Annotated in this window: 17 protein-coding genes; 13 read left to right on the forward strand and 4 right to left on the reverse strand. The window is 70.4% G+C overall.

What is annotated here, in order from left to right:
• Positions 1-138: 138 nt before the first annotated feature.
• The gene (locus tag N6H00_RS07960; protein ID WP_268970884.1) at positions 139-912 is read right to left on the reverse strand and encodes a hypothetical protein; all 774 of its coding nucleotides are present in this window, start codon (positions 910-912) and stop codon (positions 139-141) included.
• 1122 nt (positions 913-2034) lie between these two features.
• Between N6H00_RS07960 and N6H00_RS07965 the strand changes: the two genes are divergently transcribed.
• The 10 genes from N6H00_RS07965 to N6H00_RS08010 all read left to right on the forward strand — a co-directional run bounded on the left by N6H00_RS07965 (position 2035) and on the right by N6H00_RS08010 (position 14151).
• A complete protein-coding gene (locus tag N6H00_RS07965) occupies positions 2035-4044 on the forward strand; it encodes a BTAD domain-containing putative transcriptional regulator (protein ID WP_268970885.1) in 2010 nt (669 codons plus the stop codon).
• Between the two features lie 253 nt (positions 4045-4297).
• On the forward strand, positions 4298-5479 hold the full coding sequence (locus N6H00_RS07970; RefSeq protein ID WP_268970886.1) for an acyl-CoA dehydrogenase family protein: 1182 nt from the start codon (positions 4298-4300) through the stop codon (positions 5477-5479).
• Positions 5480-5507: 28 nt separating this feature from the next.
• Positions 5508-6416, forward strand: coding sequence for a multinuclear nonheme iron-dependent oxidase (locus N6H00_RS07975; RefSeq protein WP_268970887.1), 909 nt, complete (start codon positions 5508-5510; stop codon positions 6414-6416).
• Complete coding sequence (locus N6H00_RS07980) at positions 6413-7258, forward strand: hypothetical protein (protein ID WP_268970888.1); 846 nt, start codon at positions 6413-6415, stop codon at positions 7256-7258. Before N6H00_RS07975 ends, N6H00_RS07980 begins: the two co-directional genes overlap by 4 nt.
• Positions 7259-7356: 98 nt before the next feature.
• Positions 7357-7515 (forward strand): hypothetical protein, encoded by a 159-nt coding sequence (locus N6H00_RS07985; RefSeq protein WP_268970889.1) that lies wholly within the window; start codon positions 7357-7359, stop codon positions 7513-7515.
• A gap of 142 nt (positions 7516-7657) precedes the next feature.
• Positions 7658-8383 carry a nitroreductase family protein gene (locus N6H00_RS07990; protein ID WP_268970890.1) on the forward strand — a complete coding sequence of 242 codons (726 nt, stop codon included), beginning with the start codon at positions 7658-7660 and terminating at the stop codon, positions 8381-8383.
• A gap of 75 nt (positions 8384-8458) precedes the next feature.
• On the forward strand, positions 8459-10276 hold the full coding sequence (gene asnB, locus N6H00_RS07995) for an asparagine synthase (glutamine-hydrolyzing) (RefSeq protein ID WP_268970891.1): 1818 nt from the start codon (positions 8459-8461) through the stop codon (positions 10274-10276).
• Positions 10276-11301, forward strand: coding sequence for a hypothetical protein (locus N6H00_RS08000; RefSeq protein WP_268970892.1), 1026 nt, complete (start codon positions 10276-10278; stop codon positions 11299-11301). Before asnB ends, N6H00_RS08000 begins: the two co-directional genes overlap by 1 nt.
• A gap of 11 nt (positions 11302-11312) precedes the next feature.
• A complete protein-coding gene (locus N6H00_RS08005) occupies positions 11313-12779 on the forward strand; it encodes a dihydroorotase (RefSeq protein ID WP_268970893.1) in 1467 nt (488 codons plus the stop codon).
• Between the two features lie 94 nt (positions 12780-12873).
• A complete protein-coding gene (locus N6H00_RS08010; protein ID WP_268970894.1) occupies positions 12874-14151 on the forward strand; it encodes an MFS transporter in 1278 nt (425 codons plus the stop codon).
• Positions 14152-14167: 16 nt separating this feature from the next.
• On the opposite strand, the gene N6H00_RS08015 is transcribed toward N6H00_RS08010, so the two are convergent.
• Complete coding sequence (locus N6H00_RS08015) at positions 14168-15211, reverse strand: Lrp/AsnC ligand binding domain-containing protein (RefSeq protein ID WP_268970895.1); 1044 nt, start codon at positions 15209-15211, stop codon at positions 14168-14170.
• 117 nt (positions 15212-15328) lie between these two features.
• Between N6H00_RS08015 and N6H00_RS08020 the strand changes: the two genes are divergently transcribed.
• Both N6H00_RS08020 and N6H00_RS08025 read left to right on the forward strand, forming a co-directional pair.
• A complete protein-coding gene (locus N6H00_RS08020; protein WP_268970896.1) occupies positions 15329-16879 on the forward strand; it encodes an AbgT family transporter in 1551 nt (516 codons plus the stop codon).
• A 49-nt stretch (positions 16880-16928) separates the two neighbouring features.
• The gene (locus N6H00_RS08025; RefSeq protein WP_268970897.1) at positions 16929-18059 is read left to right on the forward strand and encodes a M20 family metallopeptidase; all 1131 of its coding nucleotides are present in this window, start codon (positions 16929-16931) and stop codon (positions 18057-18059) included.
• 61 nt (positions 18060-18120) lie between these two features.
• Here the strand turns inward: N6H00_RS08025 and N6H00_RS08030 are convergent, their stop codons facing one another.
• Positions 18121-19065, reverse strand: coding sequence for an endo-beta-N-acetylglucosaminidase H (locus N6H00_RS08030; protein ID WP_268970898.1), 945 nt, complete (start codon positions 19063-19065; stop codon positions 18121-18123).
• Positions 19066-19197: 132 nt separating this feature from the next.
• A complete protein-coding gene (locus tag N6H00_RS08035) occupies positions 19198-19962 on the reverse strand; it encodes an oxidoreductase (protein ID WP_268970899.1) in 765 nt (254 codons plus the stop codon).
• 531 nt (positions 19963-20493) lie between these two features.
• On the opposite strand from N6H00_RS08035, the gene N6H00_RS08040 reads away from it, so the two are divergent.
• Positions 20494-22221: a glycosyl hydrolase family 28-related protein gene (locus tag N6H00_RS08040; RefSeq protein WP_268970900.1), complete on the forward strand. Its 1728-nt coding sequence runs from the start codon at positions 20494-20496 to the stop codon at positions 22219-22221.
• Positions 22222-22224: the final 3 nt, after the last annotated feature.

Below are 22224 nucleotides of genomic sequence, written 5' to 3' on the forward strand. Positions count from 1 at the left end.
CGTCCGGGAGATTGACATACAGACGGTCATGTCCGTACCGCTTCCACGGCGAGACCCGTAACCCGTTCACACCCGTACCTCCACACCACATCGACGGTGAAGCCGCGACCATACGACCCGACGTCGGTACTCGCGACACTAGGATGGCGCGCTCCAGTCGATCAGCAGGTGGGCGCGGGCGGTAGCGAACATCTGCCGCTGTCTGGCGAGCTTCTCGGAGCTGGCGGCGGTGTCGAAAAGCAGCTGGTAGACGTGGCCCGCCTGGCCCGCGACGAAGAGTTCGACGCGCTTGCGGGGTTCCCGCTGGCGCACCCAGTGGTAGTCGATCTCCAGCCAGAGCGCGCTTTGTCCGTTCTGCTGGGTGGGGTGGGTGACGACCTCAAGGTCGGCCATTGACGACTTGCTGGTGTCGCGGTACCAGGCGAGCTGTCCGGCGGAGGCTTCCACGGCGGTCGAACCGTACGATGTATCCCGTTTGACGCTCATGTCATGAGCATCATCCGGAGACTTCCAGTTGCTCTGGATGTCGTTTTTCATCCTCTGGATCCAGCCGTCCGGCAGGGCGAAGGCGACCGTGAGGTCGGGCTCACTGACACGATGCCAGCCCTTCGGTACGGCCGACGGGGAGGGCTGGGACGACGCCGAAGGCTGGGACGACGCCGAGGGTGCGGTGCTGGGCTCGATGGTCGCGGCCGGGGAGCCGGGGGTGTGCGTCTCGGTCGGAGCCGGCGTGGACGAGGCGGGAGCGGTCTCGGCACCGCCCGCGATGGTCCGGTGGGCTGAGGAGCCGCCGACGAACGGAACCCCGAACACCGCCAGCAGCAGACCGATGACAGCGGTGACCGCCGAGACCATCGCCGCGATTTCCCCGATCCGCCGGTTCGGCGGCGTACCGTCACCTGAACTGCTCAACTGCCTCTCCCCCCTGCCCCCGGGCACCGAGTGCTGCCCTCCAGAGCCATTGAACTGGATGAGCAGCGGCGCCGACAGGCCCCAGACGTGGCGGGGGACGTCCCCAATTGTGCCGGTGTGCGAAACCACCGACCGGACCCTGATCACCGGACAAAACCGACCGGCCACACACCGCGCCTGGCTGCGCCGGGGCATGATCCCAGGGGCCCGCCGGTGCCGCCAGACCGCCTGCGGGCCGAAGCGGCACGATTCCGGACAGCGCGGTGCGGCACCGACGCCGTCCCCCGGCCCGGCCCGGCCGGGCGGTGCCGCGCGGGCAGTCCGATCCGACCTGCGGTTTCTCCGCTCCCCAGGGCGCAGTCCGTCAGCGCGGTCCTGATCGCCCGGACCGCTTCCTACACGACAACGGACCGACAGGGAAGACACGAAGACTAGGGGTTCTCACACTCACTGAGGCCACCCTTTACACATGGTGTCCCGGCGCAAATACTGGTCGGAAGCTCAGTCCTTGAATTCGCTCGGAACCGGCAGGCGTCCACCCTTGGTTCGGTCGTCCTGGGCGCGATACAAAGGGGTGACCTTCTCTGTACGTACTGCCTTGCTCCTGTGCACATCGCAGCGCCCATCACTCGCGTACCGCTCCCTGCGGCGGCTCCGCCCTCCGGCACGGCCATGGGCCTGTGTCCGGGACGCCGGAGCGCGGCGCAAGACCGCTCGCCCCGCCGCCCGGCCCGGTGAGCTTCTCCAGGACACCCAGCATCTGACACCCGGTCCGCGGCCGATCTGATCGCTGCATCAACGGGGGATGGCGTTCGCCCGGAATTCCGCACGGGCACTTTTTCGGAGCCACGCGCATGGCCGAGTGACATTTCCGTGCGCCATACACATCGCTCCTTTCCGTACGCCTGCGGCGGTCTGTGCATTGTGCGGTTCATCACATGGCTCCGGGGGGTTTCCATGACCACATCCCATACCCGCTGGATAAGTGAGCGCGAAGAACGCAATGCGCAGGAGGGACACACCATGCGAAGTTCGCGGCAGACCCGGATAGCGAGCGAGTGTGCCCAGGAGGGACCAGGCGCCGACACGCGCCAGGCACTTGAGTTGCAGGTATTGGGCCCCATGACCCGGCGCCGCGGGGGCCGGGAAACCCCGCTCGGACCGCCGAGGCACCGGGCGCTGCTGGGCCTGCTGCTCATCCGGCTCGGACATGTGGTCCCCACCGACCAGCTGGCGGAGGAGCTGTGGAGCGGGGCCCCGCCGCGGCGGCCCGCCGCCACCCTCCAGACCTATGTCTCCCACTTACGCCGCTCACTCGCCCCGGACTCCGCTGCGGAGGGTGCCCGGCTGCTGCGCTTTCAGGCGCCCGGCTACGTCCTGGCGCTGGACCCCGAGCAGGTCGACGCCCGTCGCTTCGAGGACCTGGTCGCGCAGGCCCGGCGGTGCGCGGACGCGGAACTCCTCCGGTCGGCCTACGATCTGCTCACGGCCGCGCTGGGGCTGTGGCGAGGCAGCCCCTTCCTGGGCCTGACCTCCTACGCACCGCTCGCCGAGGAAAGCTCCCGGCTGGAGCAACGGCGGCTGACGGCGGTCGAGTCGTACGCGGAGGTGTGTCTGGCCCTGGGGCAGCCGGACGCGGTGGTGGCCAGACTCGGCCCGGAGGCCCGCCACCACCCGATGCGTGAACGCCTGATCGGCCATCTGATGACCGCGCTGTACGAACTGGGCAGGCAGGCCGAGGCGCTTCAGCTCTACGAGCGCACCCGCGCGTGCCTGGCCGAGGAGCTCGGAGTGGACGTCGGCGCCGAACTCCAGCGCGTGCACACGCGTATCCTCCGCCATGAGCTGACCGTGCCACCGCACGCCCGCGGCACGGAGGCCGGCGCCCCCGTCGCCCACCTCGGCCACCCTGTGGGCCACCTCAGCGGCGACGACGGCTCCCGGGACAGCGCGGTGGGCCGGCCCCCGGCGCCCCCGGGCGATGCGCCCACGGTGACGCCCCCGAGGGAAGCGCGGTCGTTCGTCGGCCGGGAGCGTGAACTGGCCGCTCTGCTGAGGCTCACCGGCGACGCTCTGCACGGGGCGGGGCATCTGACGGCGGTGGTCGGGGACATGGGCGTCGGCAAGACCCAGCTCATCGCGGAACTCGTGGCCCGATTGCAGGAGACGGGGCAGGAGGTGGTCTGCGCCCAGTCCTATGCCGGAGAGGGCGTTCCGGCCCACTGGATGTGGTCCCAGATCCTCCGCCAGCTGGCACTCTCCCGCCCCGAGAGCTTCCGCGAAGCCACCGCGTGCCATGCCGGGGCACCCCATTCGCCGCTCCTCGAGCCACCGTCCGGACCCCAGTCCTCCCAGACGCGCTTCCTCCTCCAGGACGCGGTGTGCGTCACCCTCACCGCCCTGAGCTCCGAACGGCCGCTGGTGCTCGTACTGGAGAATCTGCATCTCGCCGACGGTCCGTCGCTGGATCTGCTCAGGCTGCTCAGAGCCCGGCTGCACGGCAGCCGGCTGAGCGTCCTGGTGACGGTCAGCGACTCCTCCAGCCACGAGGAACCGGTCCGCGGCGAGGACCTGAGCGGGAAGCTGAGCGACATCCTCGGCGATCCGGGGACCCGGACGATGCGCCTGGAGGGACTGTCCGAGCAGGCCACCGAGGACCTCATCGCCGCGCAGGTAGGGGCCGGCGTCGACATCCGGGTGGTGCGCGCGCTGCACCGGCGCACCCTGGGCAATCCGTATCTGCTCCTCCAACTGCTCTCGATGCTCGGAACGACGAAATCCCTGCACGACCACGGCGTGGTCAGGGCGCTGCTCACCGAAGTGCCGCCGGATCTCCGCAAGCGGCTGAGCCGTCGGCTGGCGGCTCTGCCCGCGCGGACGCGACGGGTGCTGGAGGTGTGCGCCGTCCTCGGCGCCGAGGCCGATCTCGGCACCGTCAAAGCGGTCATGGAGGAGGGTGAGCACACCGCGGCCGCCGTGGACAGCGCCGTGCGCGGCCATCTGCTCACGGCCAGCGCCCAGCGGCCCGGAGTGTTCTCCTTCGCCTCCGTTTTCATCCAGGAGACCCTGCTCGGCGAGCTGGACCCGGACGACCGCAACCGGTTGCACGCGCGCGCGGCGCAGCTTCGATAGCGGCCTGACCAGGTGCTTCCCGACCGGAGGGACGCCTGCCCCGGCAGGCTTGCGACCGGCGGCAAGCGGATCGCAAGGCATCCTCCAGCGGGCGGGCGAGGTTCCGGAAAGGGACCTGGCGCAGACTGTGGATCAGCAGCCGGCGGTTCCCCGGGAGCCGGTTCCCCGGACCCCGCCACGTCCGAACGGCGCCGCCCGCACAGATGTCCCGCTGCATTCCGGGTTCGCTCCTTCTTCGTCAGGAAAGAGCCGCATGTACACGTCGGAGTCGCATCTGCCCGCTACCCGAGAAGATTTCGTCCTGGCCTGCCTGGAGGGGTCCGGCGAGAACGCAAGACGATGGCTGGAGGCCCTGGACGGGGTGTGCTCGGAGACGGTGGCCCGGCACGCGGCCTCCGTGGACCAGGAGCGCAGGTCCCCGGCGGAATCGCTCAAGGCGCTGCGGGACATCGGTGCCTTCGGGGTGCAGATCCCCGTATCGCACGGAGGGCTCGGCCTCGGGAACGCCATGGCCGCCCTGGCCGTGGAACGGACGGCACGGGCGTGTGCGTCCACGGCCGCCATCCTCATGTTCCACTACCAAGTCGTGCACCGCACCGTGCGCTACGGCGACGAGCTCCAGCAGAAGAGGGACCTCCCCGCGATGGCCGCCGGTGAGCGGATCGCGGCCAGCGCGTGGACCGAACCCGGCCCGTCGAAGAGCAAGTCGGATGTGAAAACGGCTCTCACCGGCCGCGCGGACGCCCTGTTCGTCGAGGGCACCAAAACGTACTGCACCGGCCTGGACTCCGCGTCCGTGATAGACGTGCTCGTGAACGCCTCCACCGACGACGGCCACGGCCCCACCTTCGTCCGGGTGGACGCGGACCACGCGGGGGTGGGCCGGGAGATCTACCCGATGCTGGGCCTGCGCGGCACCAGTACCGGGACGGTCACCCTGTCCCGCGTCCCGGTGTCGCCGTCCGCCGTGATCGGCGGCGTGGGAGAGGCCCGGCAGCTGATGCGCGCCAACCACGAAACCCCGCTGAACCCCGCCCTGCTGGCGCTCGGCATCGCGTCGTCCGCGCTCGGCCGGGCCCTTCAGGTGGTACGGGAGCAGGCCGCCGAGCCGGCCCCGGTCCTTCTCTCCGAAAGCCGTGCGCACCGCCTGGCCGCGACGACGGTGGCCCTGGAGAGCGTCTACGCCTACGCCGCCCGTCTGGTACGCGGTATCGCGGCGGCACCGCACGACGCGTACGCGGCCTCCAGCAAGCTCAAGGTGGCGGCGACCACGGTGGCCGAGGACCTCACCAGAAGCCTCACGCATGTGGTGGGCTCCCGCGGTTTCCTCGTGGAGTACGAGCTGGAGCGCCACCTCCGCGACGCCCAGGCGACCGCGTTGATGGGGCCGGGAAACGAGTTGTGTCTGCGGCGCATCGCGGACGACCTGGTGTGAACGACTGAGCAGATCTGGAGGCAAGCGCGTGACGGATCTCATCGAAGCCCCGGCCCGGCGGCATACCAAGCCGGACCCGATCGGGGCAGGCTTCCTCTATCACTGCGCCCCGAAATTCGCCGACCTGTACCGCGCCCTGGTGGAGTGCGGCGGCCGGATCGACATGATCGAGTATCTGGCGACCCATTTCGGCTCGGACGTCGAATACGTGGCGGAGGTGAACCGCTCTCTGGGCGACCCGCCCTCCACGCTCCACTGCTACGAATACATGATCGGGTGTGTGGACCGTCCCGACGAGCGGACGATCCGCAAGCTGCGGCGCATGGCCGAGCTGGCCAACTGCCAGTACATCGGCGAACACGTCGGCATGATGGGCACCGGTGAGCGGTACTCCGGCACCTTTCTCCAGCCGTTCGGCACCGACGAGCAGACCGAGCGGTTCATCGACAATCTGCGGGACCTCGAGGGTGTCCCCGGCTGTCCGCTCACCATCGAGAACCAGTCGCAGGTCTACAACCAGATCGGCCCGCGCTCCATCTGCGAGCAGGTCCGGGACATCGCCCTCGGCGCCGATGTGGGAATCCTGCTGAGCCTGTCGAATTTCATCATCGCCGAGCGGTTCGTCTCCATGGACCGCGAACGGGAACTGGCCGCGATCCCCCTGGACCACGTGTGGCAGGTGCATCTCCCGCTGGGGCGGGCGGAGGAGCTGAACGACCCCGGGCTCGGCCTCGACTGGCGGCGGGAGGAACAGCGCTGGGCCAACAGCACCCTGGAACAGCTCTTCCGGGAGCCCTCGTTCAGGCCGGTCTCGGTGATCTTCGAGATCGAGGACGCGGGCACCCCGTCCCACGCCCGGCCGGAGGAACTGCGTGACGCCCTGGACTGGGCGCGCGAGCTGCTCGGGGCCGACACCGAAGTGGCGGTGGCGTCATGAGCCTGCGCGAAGTGCAGAGCTTCCTCGCGGAGTACGTACGGGACAGTGACGTCCGCCGCCGCTGCGACGGCGGCGAGCTGACTGCCGTACTCGACGGGCGGGGGCTCACGACGGAGGAGCGCGGGCTCATCGAGCAGATCGAGCTGGCCGATCTCACCAAGGTGGCGGAAACGGTCCGGCGCGAGCGGTTCGACCGGCTCAGCTCGGTCTTCGCGCTGCTCTTCGACCATCTGGCGCCCCACTGCGACGTCCCCGCGCTCTATCGCCGCTTCGACGACGAGCACCGGCACGGCTGGTGGCAACGGCGCGCGGAGATCCGCCGGTTCGAGGCGTTCGTGGTCGACTTCATCGTCGATCACCGGCTGCCGCCCTATCTGGTGGACCTGTGCCGGCTGTGCTCCGCCATCACCACGATCGCCGAGTCGCCCAAGGGACAGGCGCCCCCGCACGCCGATCCGCCCGGGGCGGTGACCGTGCGCGGGAACTACCGGGTCGTTCTGCGACAGCCCTACGAGGTGCTGTCCTTCCGGTACGACGTGCTGCCCCTCCTCGACGCCCCGGACACCATCACCCAGGTCACCACCCCGGGTGCCCGGAGGGTCCTCGTACAGCGCATCTGGGACATGCACAAGCGTTGCCAGGTCTTCGACCTGGCGGAGGAACCGCTGATCGGCTCGATCGGCGAGGAACCGGCGAGTGTGCTGGAACTCGCGGGACGGCTGCCGGCCTACACCTACGAGACGTTGTTCTCGGAGGTGGCCGAGCTGCACCGGGAAGGCATCGTGCACCTCGTCGTGCCCCCTGAACTCGCTGGTGAGCTCACCCGCCCGGGTGGGCGTTAGCCAGTGGGGGTGTCCGCCGCCGCCCTCGCGGGTGACGGACACCGATGTTATGACCCGTCGTCAAGCGCCGGGTTGGATCTCACCAAGTGGAGGCTGTCATGCAGAAGCGTCGTAGCGCCGGCCCCGGCACCATCGTCGTGAAGTTCACCGGTTCCACCGAGACCCGTGCCGTCGCCGCGGCTCCCGCCGAGGCCACCGGGCGCGGCCGCAAGAGCGGGCCGGGCACCATCGTGGTCAAGTTCACCGGCAACGCCTGACCGGTGGTGCGCGCTCGTCGGCGGACCGCCGGGCACGTCCCTGACGGGGTGCCGGACGAGTGATGAGTCGAGTGGTCCGTGCCGTATACCGGCACGGGCCACTCTTCAGCCCCGGCCGATCACCGAGAAGGGAGATCCGCCGTTGACCGCCTCCGTGCGGCGAAAGGCCGCCCCCACATCCGATGTGCTGGAGTTGCTCCGGCGTCGGTCGAGCGTCCGGAACTTCACCGGAGAGCCTCTGGAGCCGCACATACTGGACGCCCTGCTCGACGCGGCCCTCCGGGCGCCGACCTCCTTCAACTTCCAGTCCTACTCCCTGGTGACCCTGGTCGACGAGGACCGCAGGAAGGAACTCGCCGAGATCCTGGGCAAGGACTTCGTACGGCAGTGCGCCGCGTTCGTCCTCGTCTGCTGCGACCTCGCGGCCCTGCCGGAACAGGGCGACAACTACGGGGTGCCGCTCGGGCAGTGGTCGGCGGACGCCGCCCTGTCCGCCACCATCGACGCCTCGATGGTGGGCATGTGCCTGTCGCTCGCCGCCGATTCGCTGGGGCTGGGGACCGTCATGATCGGGGCGGTGCGCCGAGCACCGGACCGGGTGGCGGAGGTGTTCGCGCTGCCTCCCGCCGTCACCCCCCTGTTCGGCGTGTGCATCGGGTGGGCCGCGACGACACCGGCCGCCCGGCCACGGCTCCGTTCCGACCTGATGATCCATCGCGAGCGCTACCGGCAGACCGGGGCCGAACGGGCCGCGCTGCCGAGCGACGCCACCCTCCGCAACCCCGCCGGGCCGGTCACGGAGCAGGACCTGCACGAGTGGCGGGCACAGGTGGTCAAGGGGCTGAGGACCTTCCGCGGACCCGGCTGACAGGCCCCCCGCGCCGCACCGGACCGCCCGCCGGCCGCGTCATGCCACCCCCACCCGAGACATGCGAAGGTGAACATGTGCCGCGTCTATGGATACATCAACCGTGACGTACCACCGACGCGCCTGGCGCACACGGGTGCCCTTCTGCACCACGGCGGGCCGGACGGGCGCTTCCTCGACCACGGCCCCGGCTGGGCCCTGGGGGCCACCCGGCTGGCGGTGATGGCTCCCCGGCACGGGGCGCAGCCCTACACCCTCGGTCCGATCCGGGTGGTGTTCAACGGCGAGATCTACAACCACCGGGAGGTGCGCGAGCGGCTCGCCAGGGACGGCTACCCCATCGCCGACCCCTGCGACGGCGCGGTGCTCCCCGCCCTCTACCACCGGTACGGCGCCTCCTTCGCCGACCATCTGGACGGCATGTACGCCATCGCCGTGATGGATCTGCGGGACGGGCCGCGGCTGGTGCTCGCCACCGACGACACCGGCGTCAAACCCCTCTACTACCACCGCGACCGGCACGGTGGCCTCTCCTTCGCCTCCGAGATCGCGGCCCTGCGGTATCTCTCGGGCGCGGGCGCCCGACAGGCCCCCGACGCGCTGGACACCTTCCTGACGACCAAGACCCCGCTCGGTACCCGCTCCGTCTACCAGGACATCACGCCCCTGGAACCCGCGCGGACGATGACGGTCACCCCGCACGGCCACATCCGGTGGCACCGCCGCGCACCGGCCGCTCCCCCGCCCGAGCCGGGGATGAGCGGACCGGCGGCGGCCGGGCTGGAGCGGGCCGCCGGCGCGGTGCGCGACCTGCTCCGCACGGAGGTCCACCGGCTCGCCGTGGCGGACGTCCCGGTGGCCGCCGTCCTCAGCGGCGGGCTCGACTCCTCCCTCGTCACCGGGCTGCTCACGGAGGTGGTGGACGACCTGCACGCCTTCCACATCCGCTACCGGGGCTCCTGGCCCGCGGACGAGTCCGCCCACGCGCGCGCCGTGGCCACGGAACGGGGCGTCCGGCTGCACGAGGTCGAACTCGATCCCGCCCGCATTCCGGATCTGCTGCCGAAGGTCCTGCGCCACCTGGGGCAGCCGAACGCCGACCCCATCACCGTCAGCACCTACGCGCTCTTCGAGGCCGTGCGGGACGCGGGCTTCACCGTGGCGCTCACCGGTGACGCGGCGGACGAGCTGTTCGGCGGCTACGACCGGGTCACCGAGGGGGTCGCGGCCCGGGGCGACTGGGGCACGGGCTACGTCCGCGCCCTGGCCGCCGTACCGTCCCCGCTGCGTACCCGGCTGTACCGGCCGGACTACCGGGATCTGCTGCGGGAGACCCGCACGGCCGAGGAGGAGCTGCTGGAGCGGGTACGCGGCCGGGAAGGCGACCGTCTTACCACCATGACCGAGGTGGAGATCGGCCTGCGGATGCCCGCGTACCACCTGCGCCGCGTCGATCACCTGAGCATGGCCAGCGCGATCGAGGTACGGCCGCCGTTCTGCCAGCGCTCCCTCGTGGCGGCGGCGCGCCGGCTGCCGGCCCACCTGAAGGTGCACCGGGGCCGGGGAAAACGCGTGCTGCACGCCGCCGCCCGGGGCGTGGTGCCCGAGACCGTACGGAACCGGCCCAAACAGCCCTTCACCCTGCCCATCACGGCGATGCTCGCCCCGGGCAGCGCGCTGTTCGCCCACGCACAGGAGGTGCTGGCACCGGCGGAGCTGCGGACCGGCGGAGCGCTGGACCCCGGCAGGGTCACCGCCTTGCTGCGCCGGCAGGCCGTCGCACCCGACGCCGGCTCGGCGCTCGCCGTCTGGTCACTCATGGTCTTCGAACTCTGGCGGAGGCAGGAGAGCGAGCCCGTCGCGGTTCCGCGCCCCAGGGAGCAGGTGGCGTGATGCGTGCCTACATCGCCCACGCCCAGGGCAGTCCCTGCCCCACCCTGGTGCTGCCGTCGCCGATCGGCTGGCCGAGGGACGAGGAGACGCTCTCCTGGATCCTCACCGGTGTCCACCGCGCGCTGTGCGAACGCGGGGCCGCTCATGTCCTGAAGATCGCGCTGGTGGCGCCGCCGGCCGACCCCGGATGCGATCTCGCCTACCGCTTCGTCCAGGTGGTGCCGGGCGCCGTCCCCCGGTTCGAGTTCGGGGGCAGTTGCGGGCACTCGATCCTGAGTTCGGTGCTCGCGGTGAGCCAGATGGGCATGGTGCCGCGGCTCCGGCCGGGCGTACGGGTGCGGGTACGGGTCCTCACCAACGACGACATCGTGGTGTGCGAGCCCCTGGACACCACCCCGGCCGGGGATCGCGTCACCTTCACCGTCGGTTTCCGGCGCACCGCGCCGACCCCGCTGGCGGGCACCCTGCTGCTGGGCGAGACGGTGAGCGCGCTGCGCACCGGGGGGCACGAGATCCCCTATTCGCTCGTCTCGCTCGGCAACCCCTATGTCTTCGTCGACGCGACGGAGCTGGACATCCCCGACGAGGCAGCGCTGTTCGCGGCCGGGGCCCCGCTGTTCCGGGCGCTGACCCGCATCCGCGAGCTGGTGGCGCTCCGGCTGGGCTGGGACTCCCTGTGCTTCCCCAAGGTGGCGGCCCTGCTGCCGGGCGGGCCGTCAGTCCTGGCCGCCCGCGCCGTGTCGGTGCCCTCCTGGCATCCGACGCTCGCCCTCACCGGGGCCACCTGTCTGGCGACCGCCGCCGTCCAGGTGGGTACCGTCCCGCACCGGCTGGCCGGAGTGGACGCGAGCGGGCGGCTCACCGTCCGCACTGCCGCCGGACGTACCGAGGTCCGGGCCACCACGGCCGCCGGCCGGCTGGTGGAGGTGAGCGTGTCGCCGAAGTCGGCCCGTCTCGTCACCGCACTCGACCTGCCGGAAGCGGGTGCGCGCAGCCGCGCGGTGCCCGAACCGTCCAAGCCGTGAACGGAGTCCCCGTGCGATCACCACAGCTCTACGACCTCCTCCTGCGGGGCGGCACGATCGTGACCCCGGACGGAGCCCGCCCCGCGGACGTCGCCGTACTGGACGGCCGGATCGCGGCACTCCTCCCACCGGCGGCCCCCGCGGCGGGTCCCGCGGCGAAGGCGACGCTGGACGCCACCGGACGCCATGTCCTGCCGGGGCTCATCGACTCGCATGTCCACTTCCGCACCCCCGGTCTCACCCACAAGGAAGAGTGGCGGACGGGGTCCATGGCCGCGGTCGCCGGTGGGGTCACCACCGTCATCGACATGCCCAATACGGTTCCGCCGCTGATCACACCGGAGGACCTGGCCACCCGCCGGCGGCTGATCGAGGGGCAGAGCCTGGTGGACTACCGATGCCACGCCGGGGTCGATCCCTCGCGCGTGGCGGCGATGCGCGACTGGGACCGGGCCGAGGCCGACTCCTTCAAGGTCTTCCTCAGCAGCCACCACACCACACCGACCGTGGTCCGCGACGTCCGCACGCTGCGGCGGATCTTCGCCATCGCCGCGGACACCGGTGTCACCCTGCTCTTCCACGCGGAGGACGACACCGTCTTCAGCCTGCTCGACCGGCGGCAGGCGCCGCCCGTGCGGTACAGCGAGTACGAACGCCATCGGCCACGGACCGGCGGCATCGTGGCGACCGCCCAACTCATCAATCTGACGGCCGAGTTCGGCGTACGCACCCATGTGGTCCACGTGTCCACCCGGGAGGAGACCGATCTGCTGGCGGCGGCGGCGAGCGCCGGCATCCCGATCACCTTCGAGGTCACCGGACACCATCTGACGTTCGTGGACGCCGACATCCGGCGGCTCGGACCGCGGATCAGGCTCCGTCCGGCGATCCGGGACGAGGCGGACCGGGACCGGCTGTGGGAGGCGGTCCGCACGGGCGAGGCGGCGACCGTGGGCAGCGACCACTCACCGCATACGGCGCTGGAGAAGGCCCGCCCCGTCCCGGATGTGCCGCCGGGTCTGCCCGGGGTGCAGGAGCTGTTCGGCACCCTCTGGCGGGGACTGCGCAGCCGCTGGCCGGAGGAGGCCACAAAGACCCTGATGGCCGTCGTCGCGGAACGCCTCGCGCTGGCTCCGGCCCGGCTGTTCGGACTCGCCGACCGGAAGGGCAGCATCGAGGTGGGCAAGGACGCCGACCTGGTCGTCGTGGACGCCGAGGCTCCGTGGACGATGACACCCGGCCGCATGCACACCAAGAACGGCTGGTCGGCGTACGAGGGCAGCGAACTCCTCGGCGTCGTCGAGGCGACCGTCCGGCGGGGCGAGGTGGTGTACCGGCAGGACGGCTCCGGCGAGGTGTTCGGTGAACGGAACGGGAGGTGGCTGCCTGCCCGGGGCTCCGGGGCGGAGGGCACCGCCCCGGGCCACCCTGCCGGGCGCCCCCGCCTCCATACCGCCGCGGCGCCCTCGGTGGGATGATGGGCCCTTCCGCCCGTACGCCGATCATGGTGCCGGGGACGGGCCGCGCTCCCGCCGCCACCGGCCGATCACTGGAGGTCTTCGCATCGGTAACGTGACAGGGAGGCTCCGCCGGCCGGCGGGAAAGTCCCTCGCTTCTCGCGATGTCGCCCTGCTGTGGAGTGCGACGGTCTTCGATTCCGGTGCGACCTGGGTCATCCGCATCGTGATCTTCGTACGCATCCTGGAGCAGTACTCGACCTCCGCCCTGGCGATGGTGGAACTCGTCGGTATCCTGCCGTCGTTGCTGCTCATGCCGCTGGCCGGAAGCCTCGCCGACCGGTACAACGCCCGCAGGCTCTCGCTGCTCTCCATGGCCACCCAGATGACGTGCCTGGCGGCTCTGCTCCTGGTGTTCCACCACGGTCCGGCCACCGTCGCGGCCCTCTACGCGCTGCTGACGGTCAGCAACGCGTTATGGCAGCCGGCCCGGCAAGTGTGGCTCTACCGGCTGGTGGAGCCCAGCCAGTACACCGCCGTCAACGCGACCATCGGCTCGGTGCAGGGCCTGATGACGGTCATCGGCGCCGCCGCCGGCGGCGTGCTGACGGCCTGGAACCCGGACCTGACCATCCTGCTGGCCCTCGCCGCCCAGACCTGTGCCGGCATCGGCACCCTCATCGCGCGGTACCCGGCCGCCACCGGCACCACGCCCGCCGAGCCCGGTGCCCGCTCGCTGCTGCGGGACGCACGGGACGGCGTGCGGCTGGTGAACCGCTACCCGCTGGCCCGGTCCATCATCTGGGTCGGCATGGCATGGGGCCTGATCAGCGGCGGGTTCAACGTGCTCATCGCGGGACTGGCCCTCAAGGAACTGCACAGCGGAAGCGGGGGGCTCGGGCTCTTCTACGTCGTGGACGGGACCGCGGTGGTGATCGGCAGTTGGTGCACCGCCCGCCTCCGGCGAGCCGGCCATCTGCCGGGCTACGCCCTGGCGTACGTCGCCCAGGGCGCGTTCTGGGCGCTTACCTTCGCCGCCGGAAACGTCACCCTGGGCCTGCTGCTCTTCGGCGTCATGCGGCTGGCGAGCGGGGTGATCATCGCGCTGGACACCACCATCCTCCTGGAGACCGTGCCCGATTCCCTCCGCGGCCGGGTCACCAGCCTCCACATGACGACCTACAACGCGGTGTCCCAGCTCTCCCTCGCGCTGATCAGTGGCCTCCTGGCCGTCGTCGACATCCAGTCGGTGGGCATCGCCACCGGTGTCCTGTCCACGGCCGTCGGCGCGCTGTGGTGGATCACCACCGCCCGCCGGGCCCATCACACCTACCTGACCGCGGCCCAGGACATCCCACCCCGCCCCGTGGCGACGCCACCGCACGCCGAATGAGGCTGAGCCGACCTCGTCATCGGGTGTGGTGGTCCGGCGACAGGATGTCGTGGGCCCGCGGGCCGAGTACGAGGTCGTCGTCGCGGTCGATCCATTGGCGGCGCAGGACGGACAGGGCGATCAAGGTGTTGAGGCCGTTGAGGCCGGGGAGTGCGCCGAGGTCCTCGGTGACGAACCGGGACAGGTGGTCCTCGTCGGAGAATACGCCGTGGTGGAGGATCGAGGCCGGTCCGGCGGTCATGACGGTGAACCGCGCGCAGGAGTGCTCACCGAGTGCGGTCAGCACGGCGGGGATGTGCCGCGGCTGGACGTCGAGGGTGAACAGCGCGGTGATCGGGAACCCGAGGACGGCCGGTTCGATCTCCACCCGAGGGCGGACGGCGCCTGATTCCAGCAGCGACTGGATCGTCCGGTAGGCGGTGGACCGGCTGACGTCGAGTTCGCGGGCGACCTGCGCCGCGGAGATCCGGCTGTCCTCGACCAGCAGCCGGAGCGTCCGGAACTCGATCTCGTTGAGGAGCCCGACGCCGGCGGGGGCCGCACCGGGGAGGACGTCGGCCTGCCGGCGCAGCTCCTCCGTCTGCCGGGCGGTGAGCCGGTCGAGCCGCCAGGTGAACGCTTCGCGGGCGGAGCGCAGTACCAGGTGCGACTGGATGGACGTGATGCCGGGGATCTCGGGCAGCGTCCGGGTCAGCAGGCGGCGCGGGTCCGTGCCGGGCAGGGGATAGAGCGTGCAGTAGATGTCCGAGTCGCCGGTGGTGGTCATGAGCGACTGGGCCTGCGGCACCTGCTGAATGGCGGTCGCGACGTCGACCGTGGCGCCCGGCCGGCACTTGATCCACACCACGTAGGGATTGCCGGTGGTGAGGAGCGACCAGTGCACGGTGCCGATGAAGCGCAGGAGCCGGAGCTGCTGGAGCCGCTGGATGCGCCGCCCCGCCGTGCTGGCCGAGGTGCCCAGGATCTCGGCGACCGTATTCAGCGGCGCTCGGGGCGCGATCTGCAGCGCGGCCACCAGATCGAGGTCCGCGTCGTCGACCCCGTGCTCCATCTCTCGCATGCGGACAGCCTACACAGAGCGATTCTGTCGTCATACATCTGATGCTTGACACAAAGAAGCATCGCACTGTCTGATGACGAGCCATATCGCCACCGATCAGCAGCGGGAGGGCCTCTCATGACCGAGGTGACGACGAAACGACGGCGTTCACCGACAACGGTGATCCTGCGCGTGCTGGACTTCGTGGACCGGGCGGGGAACAAACTGCCGCACCCGTTCTGGCTGTTCGTGATCCTGAGCGGGCTGATCGTGGCGGTGAGCTGGCTGCTGGCCACGCTCGATGTCTCGGTGGTCTCACCTGCCGACGGCAAGGCCATCGAGGTCAAGAGCATCGTGTCCGACGCCGGCGTGCAGATGGTCCTCGGCGACCTGATCACGAACTTCGTGAACTTCCCGCCGCTGGGACTGATCGTCGTGGTCATGCTCGGCGTCGCGATCGCGGACGGCACGGGTCTGCTCCCCGCGCTGATGCGCGCCGCGCTCACCCGGGTCCCGGCCAAGATGGTGACCTTCGCCGTGGCGCTGACCAGCATGTTCTCCCATGTGGCCGGAGACGCCGCGTTCGTGGTGATGATCCCGCTCGGCATGATCGCGTTCCGTGCGGTGGGCCGCAGCCCGATCATCGGTGCGGTCGTGTCGTACGTGGCCGTGGGCGGCGCGAGCAGCGTCAGCCCGGTGATCGAAGGATCCGACGCGATCTTCGCCGGCCTGACCACCTCGGCGGCGCACACCATCGACCCGTCCTACTCGGTCACCCCGGTGTCCAACTGGTACTTCTCCGCGGCGTCCTGCCTGTTGCTCGCGGTCGTGATCACGCTCGTCACCGAAGCCGTCGTCGCGCGCCGGGTCGCCGCGATGAACGCCGTCGAGCCGGAGCTGACCGACGTCGACGAGCTGCCCGACATGTCCCTGTCCGCCGACGAGCGCACGGGGGTACGCCGGGCGATCGCCGCCGGGGCGCTCTACCTGGCCGCGGTCGTCCTCGCGATGCTGCCCGCCGGCTCGCCCCTGCGCGGCGACGGCGGTTCCATCGTGGCATCGCCGCTGCTCGACAATGTCGCCGTGGTGCTGATGGTGTTCTTCATGGTCATCGGCATCGTGTACGGACTGACCGTGCGCACCATCACCGCCGCGCAGGACATCCCGGACCTGATGGCACGGGGGCTGCGCGAACTGGTCCCGGTCCTGGTGCTGTTCTTCGCGGTCTCGCAGTTCCTCGGCTACTTCAAGTGGACCAACCTCGGACAGGTCATCGCGATCAGCGGCGCCCGGGTGCTCGATTCGCTCGGCGCGCAACCCGTGGTGATCTTCGTCGGCGCGGTGCTGCTGGTCAGTCTGCTCAACCTGTTCCTCACCAGCGGTTCGGCGATGTGGTCCCTGGTCGCGCCGGTCCTGGTGCCGATGCTGATGCTGCTGAGCATCCGGCCGGAGACCACCCAGGCGCTGTTCCGCATCGCCGACGCGCCCACCAACAGTCTCAGCCCGATGAGCCCGTACTTCGTCATCGCGCTGGGGTTCATCCGCCGCTACCGGCCGTCCGCGGGGATCGGCACGTTGATGTCCCTGGTCCTGCCGCTGGCCGTGGTCAACCTCGTCGTATGGCTGGCGATGTTCCTCGCCTGGTACGCGCTGGGCATACCGCTCGGCCCCGGCGTCTCCGTCCGGTAAGCCCCTCACCCCACCCACAGATTGGTACAGCCCCTTGTCTGCGAAGCCGTTGTCCGCCTGGACCCGAACCCACCTCGACGACCTGCTCGCCGATCTGTCGGCGCTCGTCGGCCTCGAGTCGCCCAGCACCGACAAGGCGTTGCTGGACACCGCCGCCGCCTCGATCAGCGCCTGGGTGGAGGACCGGCTCGGCCCGCCGGCCGAATGGATCCGCCACGAGCAGGCGGAGCACGGTGATGTGCTGACGGCGACCTATCCCGGCACCCCGGGCAAGCCGGTGCTTCTGCTCTGCCATTACGACACGGTGTGGCCGGCGGGCACGCTGGCCGGGTGGCCCTTCACCGTGGACCACGGGACGGCCAGGGGGCCGGGTGTCTACGACATGAAGGCCGGGCTCGTCACGGGCGTCTGGGCACTGCGGGCCCTGCGCGCCCTGGGGCTGCCCCATCCGACGGTGACGTTCGTGTTCACCGGGGACGAGGAGCTCGGCAGCCCGATGTCACGGCCCCTCATCGAAGACGCGGCACGCGACTGCGCGGCGGCGCTGGTACTCGAACCCGGAGTCGGCTGGGACGTCAAGACCGAACGCAAGGGCGTCGGCACCTTCTCCATCACCACCACCGGCATCGAGTCCCACGCCGGCAACGACCCCGCGGCCGGCGCCAGCGCCGTCCACGCGCTCGCCGAGCTGGTCACCCGGCTCGCCGCGGCGGCGGACCCCGACGCCGGGACCACGATCAACATCGGCACCTTCGACGGCGGCACCGCCCGTAACGTCGTCGCGGGCCGCGCGCACTGCCTCGTCGACGTCCGCATCAGCCGGCCGGACGAAGCCGACCGCGTCGACGAGGTCCTGGCCGCGCTCCGGCCCAGCGATCCGCGTGTCGAGGTGCGCATCGGCGGGGAGTGGAACCGCCCGGCGATGCGCCTGACCCCGGCGAGCGAGGCCCTGTTCGGCCTGGCCGACGAGGTCGCCACCGAGCTGCGCGGCCCCCTCGAGCCGATCAGCGTCGGCGGCGGCAGCGACGCGAACTTCCTCGCCGCGCTCGGCGTGCCGGTCCTCGACGGACTCGGCTGCAGCGGCGCGGGTCCCCACGCCCGCCACGAGCATGTGCTCGTCGACGACATCCCCGACCGGGTCGCGCTGGTGGCGGGACTCCTGCACCGGATGACCTCCTGACCGCCGGGCCGCTGCCACAGGGGGCGTCGAGTTTCCCGGTGTCCCCGGAAGCGCGGCCGCCTTACGGCGTGTAGACGGCGTCGCTCCCGTACAGTTCCCTGGTGAACGCGGAGACATCGGCGCTGCGATCGGCGCCGTCGAGGTTGTACGTCAGATAGACGCCGTATCCCTCACTGACGGTGCGGCGGGCGAGGCCGGCGGCCGTGCTCTGCGAGGTCCGGCCGATCTCCACAGCCGCCGGCGACAGCTTCGACTTGGGCAGTGCCACGCGGGGAACCTGCCAGGTGCCGTAGTACGGGTTCCAGGCGTAGTCGAACGCGGACGAGACGTCGACGCCGCCGTAGGAGAGGCGCGACGCGGCCGGGCCGATGTTGTAGAGGCTGATGATCTTGTCCGGCATGTTCGCGCGCAGCGCCGTCACCAGGTGCACGAACGAGCTGTCATTGGGCTGGCCCGTGCCGTTGTTGCCGTACTCCGCGTACTCGTCGTCGAAGTCGATGCCGTCGAGACCGTACTCGGCCACCGTGTCCGACAGTTCTTTCGCGAACGCCGAAGCTGCCTGCTGGGAGGGGAAGTTGGCGAAGCCCGCGCCCTGATGGTTGCCGAGCACCGAGAGGACGACCTTGATGCCCTTCTGCTGCAACGGCCGTATCTCCGTGGCGGCGTTGTCGAGGACGCGCTGCACGTTCTCGTTGAAGTGCAGATACGCCGCCTTCGTCCCCGTGTCGTAGTTGATGTTCGCCGCGAAGATCACGGCGACGTCGAAGACGTTGCCGCCGTCGTTGGCGAGGGTGTACTTGCCGACGTTCAGCATGCTGTTGTTGTTCACCTCGACGTACGCCACCGAGGTCGGCCCCTGTTTCGCGGGAGCGGGGGCCGCTGCCGCGCCGGTCGTGGCTGTCGCAGCGGTCGCGGCCGTCCCGGCCGTCCCGGCGAACGCGAGGGCCGCGACCGCCGAGAGCGCGAACGCGGCCCTCCGTACTCTGCTCCGTACCAGACTGAACATCGTTGACCGGTCTCCCCTCACATGGGTCGGCGCCCGACCTGTTCGAAAGCACCGAGTGAGCCCTCCAAGTGTTCCGCTCCCCCCACCGAATCCCGGGAATCGCGCGCGAACTCTTCACGACTCCCACGCACGTCACGCCGCACGCCGCAGCCATGTCAGGTAACCGCGCCTGCGCCGGGCGCGGACGAGCCGTTCCAGGAGGAGGGCGACGGCCGGAGAGTAGGGCGCCTTCGACGGCTTGCCCTTACCGAGGCGGCTGAGTCGGCGCGACGTGCCGGCCTGGAGGGCTGCGGCTGCCAGCATCGTGTTCCGGAGCCGGGTGCGCGGCGGGCCGGCCTGCGCATCGATACCGGCAAGCCATTGCCTCGGCAGAGTGGGGTCGATGGCCAGCGTCGCGGCCATGCCCGCCACGGCGACTCCGGAGTCGAGCACCTGTTGGGCGACCGCGCGTCGCCGGATTCCTCCGGTCAGCAGCAGTGGCAGCGGCGAGGTGGCGAGGAGCCGCTCGGCGAGTGCGAGGAAGTACGCCTCGCGGGCCAGGGTGCTGCCGTCGGCGGGGGCGCCGGCCGTGGCCAGGCTCTCGATGCTGCCGCCGGACAACTCGACCAGGTCTGCCCCCACATCGGCGAGCATCTTGATGACGTCACGTGCGTCGTCGGTGTCGAAGCCGCCGCGCTGGAAATCGGCCGAGTTCAGTTTCACCCCCACAGCGAAGCCCGTACCGACGCGCTCGCGGACCGCACCCACGACATCGAGCAGCAGGCGGGCGCGGTTGTGCAGGCTGCCGCCCCAGCGGATACACTTCGAGGCTCGAAGTAAAAAAGGGAGTGCCGGATCCGTGTTGCGGGGGGCCATCGCCTTCGCGCTCAACCATCCCGCGGTCGTCTCGGTCCTCATCGGCCCGCGCACCCTGGAACAGTTTCGTCAACCCCGCCCTGGAGCCGGCGGTGGGACCGCCTGACCAACAATGCAAGACTTTTGCATAGAACTGACTCATTTTTGCGTCCGCCCAACCGGGAGCCATGAACAAGAAGCTGGCCGGTCGCCCGCATGACCGACGCGGCGGCGGAGGCGCTGGCGGAGCAGGTACAGGGGCGGCAGCTCAGCTTGTAAGGATCTTGCGAGGTGTCATTGACTTTTTACAGGACTGACTTCTACGTTCTGCGTGTCCGCTTGGGACTGTGAGCGACGGGGTTTACAGGCGCGGATGCATCGCAGGAAGGCTGATGTGTCATGGCCGCAATCCAGAGCCGTCGTCGGGCCAGCGGCACATCATCGCCGGTCTGACGGCGGGCAGCCGCAAGGGCTGACGCCGGCACAGTCCCGCTCGCACCGGCTTCACGCCCCCACGGGCCTGAGCACCTCCCGGCCGCGCACACGCCCCACGACGCCGGCCGGGCGATCCCCCCACCGAGTGAAAGGCACAGCATGAGCCGCAACAACCACCGCCGCCATGGCCGACGCGTGACGGCCGGTCTGGCCGGCGCGCTGACCGTCGTCGCCGGCCTCACCGCCTGGCAGCAGGCACACCCGGCCGTGGCCCACGCCGCCACGAATGCCGCCCAGGCGAGCGGAGCGAGCCTGCCCTACACCACCCTGGAAGCCGAGAGCGGCGACACCAACGCCTCCCTCATAGGCCCCGACCGCACCTACCTCACCCCGGCCTCGGAAGCGTCGGGCCGCAAGGCCGTCGTCCTGAAGGAGACCGGCGACTACGTCGAGTTCGCGCTCACCGCGGACACCAACGCCATCAACCTGCGCTACTCCATCCCCGACAGCGGCGACGGCAAGGGCCAGGACACGACCCTGAGCGTGTACGCCGACGGCAAGGAACTCAAGAACCTCGACCTGACCTCCAGGTACAGCTGGATCTACGGCACCTACCCCTACACCAACAACCCCTCCGACGGCTCCGCCCACCGCTTCTTCGACGACAGCCGCACGCAACTCGGCCAGACCCTCGAGGCCGGCACCGTGCTGCGCCTCCAGAAGGACGCCGACGACCAGGCGGCTTCCTACACCATCGACCTGCTGGAGACCGAACAGGCGCCTGCCGCCGCATCCATGCCCAGCGGCTACGTCTCGGCCAAGGACCTCGGGGTCACCCCCGACGACGGCCAGGACGACACCGCGGCACTGCAAAGTGCCCTCACCGCGGCCAAGGAGCAGGGCAAGGGGCTGTTCCTGCCGGCCGGCACCTACACCATCTCCGACCACATCAACCTCACCGGCGTGAAGCTACGCGGCGCGGGCGTGTGGCACACCGTGCTGCGCGGCACCGGCCTCAAGGGCGGCCTGTTCGGCCAGGGCGGCACCAGCAGCATCGAAGACCTCATGATCGACGGCCAGAACACGGTCCGCGACGACGCCGGCGGGCACGCCGCCATCGAAGGCGACTTCGGCACCGACTCCGTCATCAGGAACATCTGGATCCAGCACACCAAGGTCGGCCTGTGGATCTCCGGCCCGACCACCGGCCTCAAAGCCGGCAACCTGCGCATCCGCAACACCTACGCCGACGGCGTCAACCTGCATGGCGCGGTGAAGGACACCGTCATCTCCGACAGCAGCATCCGCGGCACCGGCGACGACGCGCTGGCCATGTGGTCGGACGGAGCAGCCGTGACCAACAGCGCCTTCCGCAACAACACCGTACAACTGCCCATGCTCGCCAACGGCGCCGCGATCTACGGCGGCAGCGGCAACAGCATCGAGAACAACGACATCTCCGACACGGTCGTCGCCGGCGCGGGCATCGCCGTCTCCACCCGCTTCGGCGAGCCGTTCAACGGCACCACCACCGTCTCGGGCAACCTGCTGCGCCGTACCGGCAGCATGGAAGTGAACTGGAATACCAAGCTCGGCGCCCTGTGGGTCTACGCCGACCGGTATGACATCACCCAGCCCGTCATCCTGAAGAACAACACCGTTGAGGACTCCACCTACAGCGGACTCCTCGTCTCCTGGCAGAAGTCGGTCTCCGACCTGGACGTGGACGGCCTGACCATCGACAAGACCGGCGACCACGGCATCGAGGTCGACGCCGGCGGCAAGGGCACCTTCTCCAACACCACGGTGTCCGGTACGGCGAGCGGCGCCCTGGACGTCGCCGGCGGGTTCAGCATCCAGCGCGGCAGCGGCAACTCCGGCTGGTGACCG

This window comes from Streptomyces sp. S465, assembly GCF_026898115.1.
GTDB classification, from domain to species: Bacteria; Actinomycetota; Actinomycetes; order Streptomycetales; family Streptomycetaceae; genus Streptomyces; species Streptomyces luomodiensis.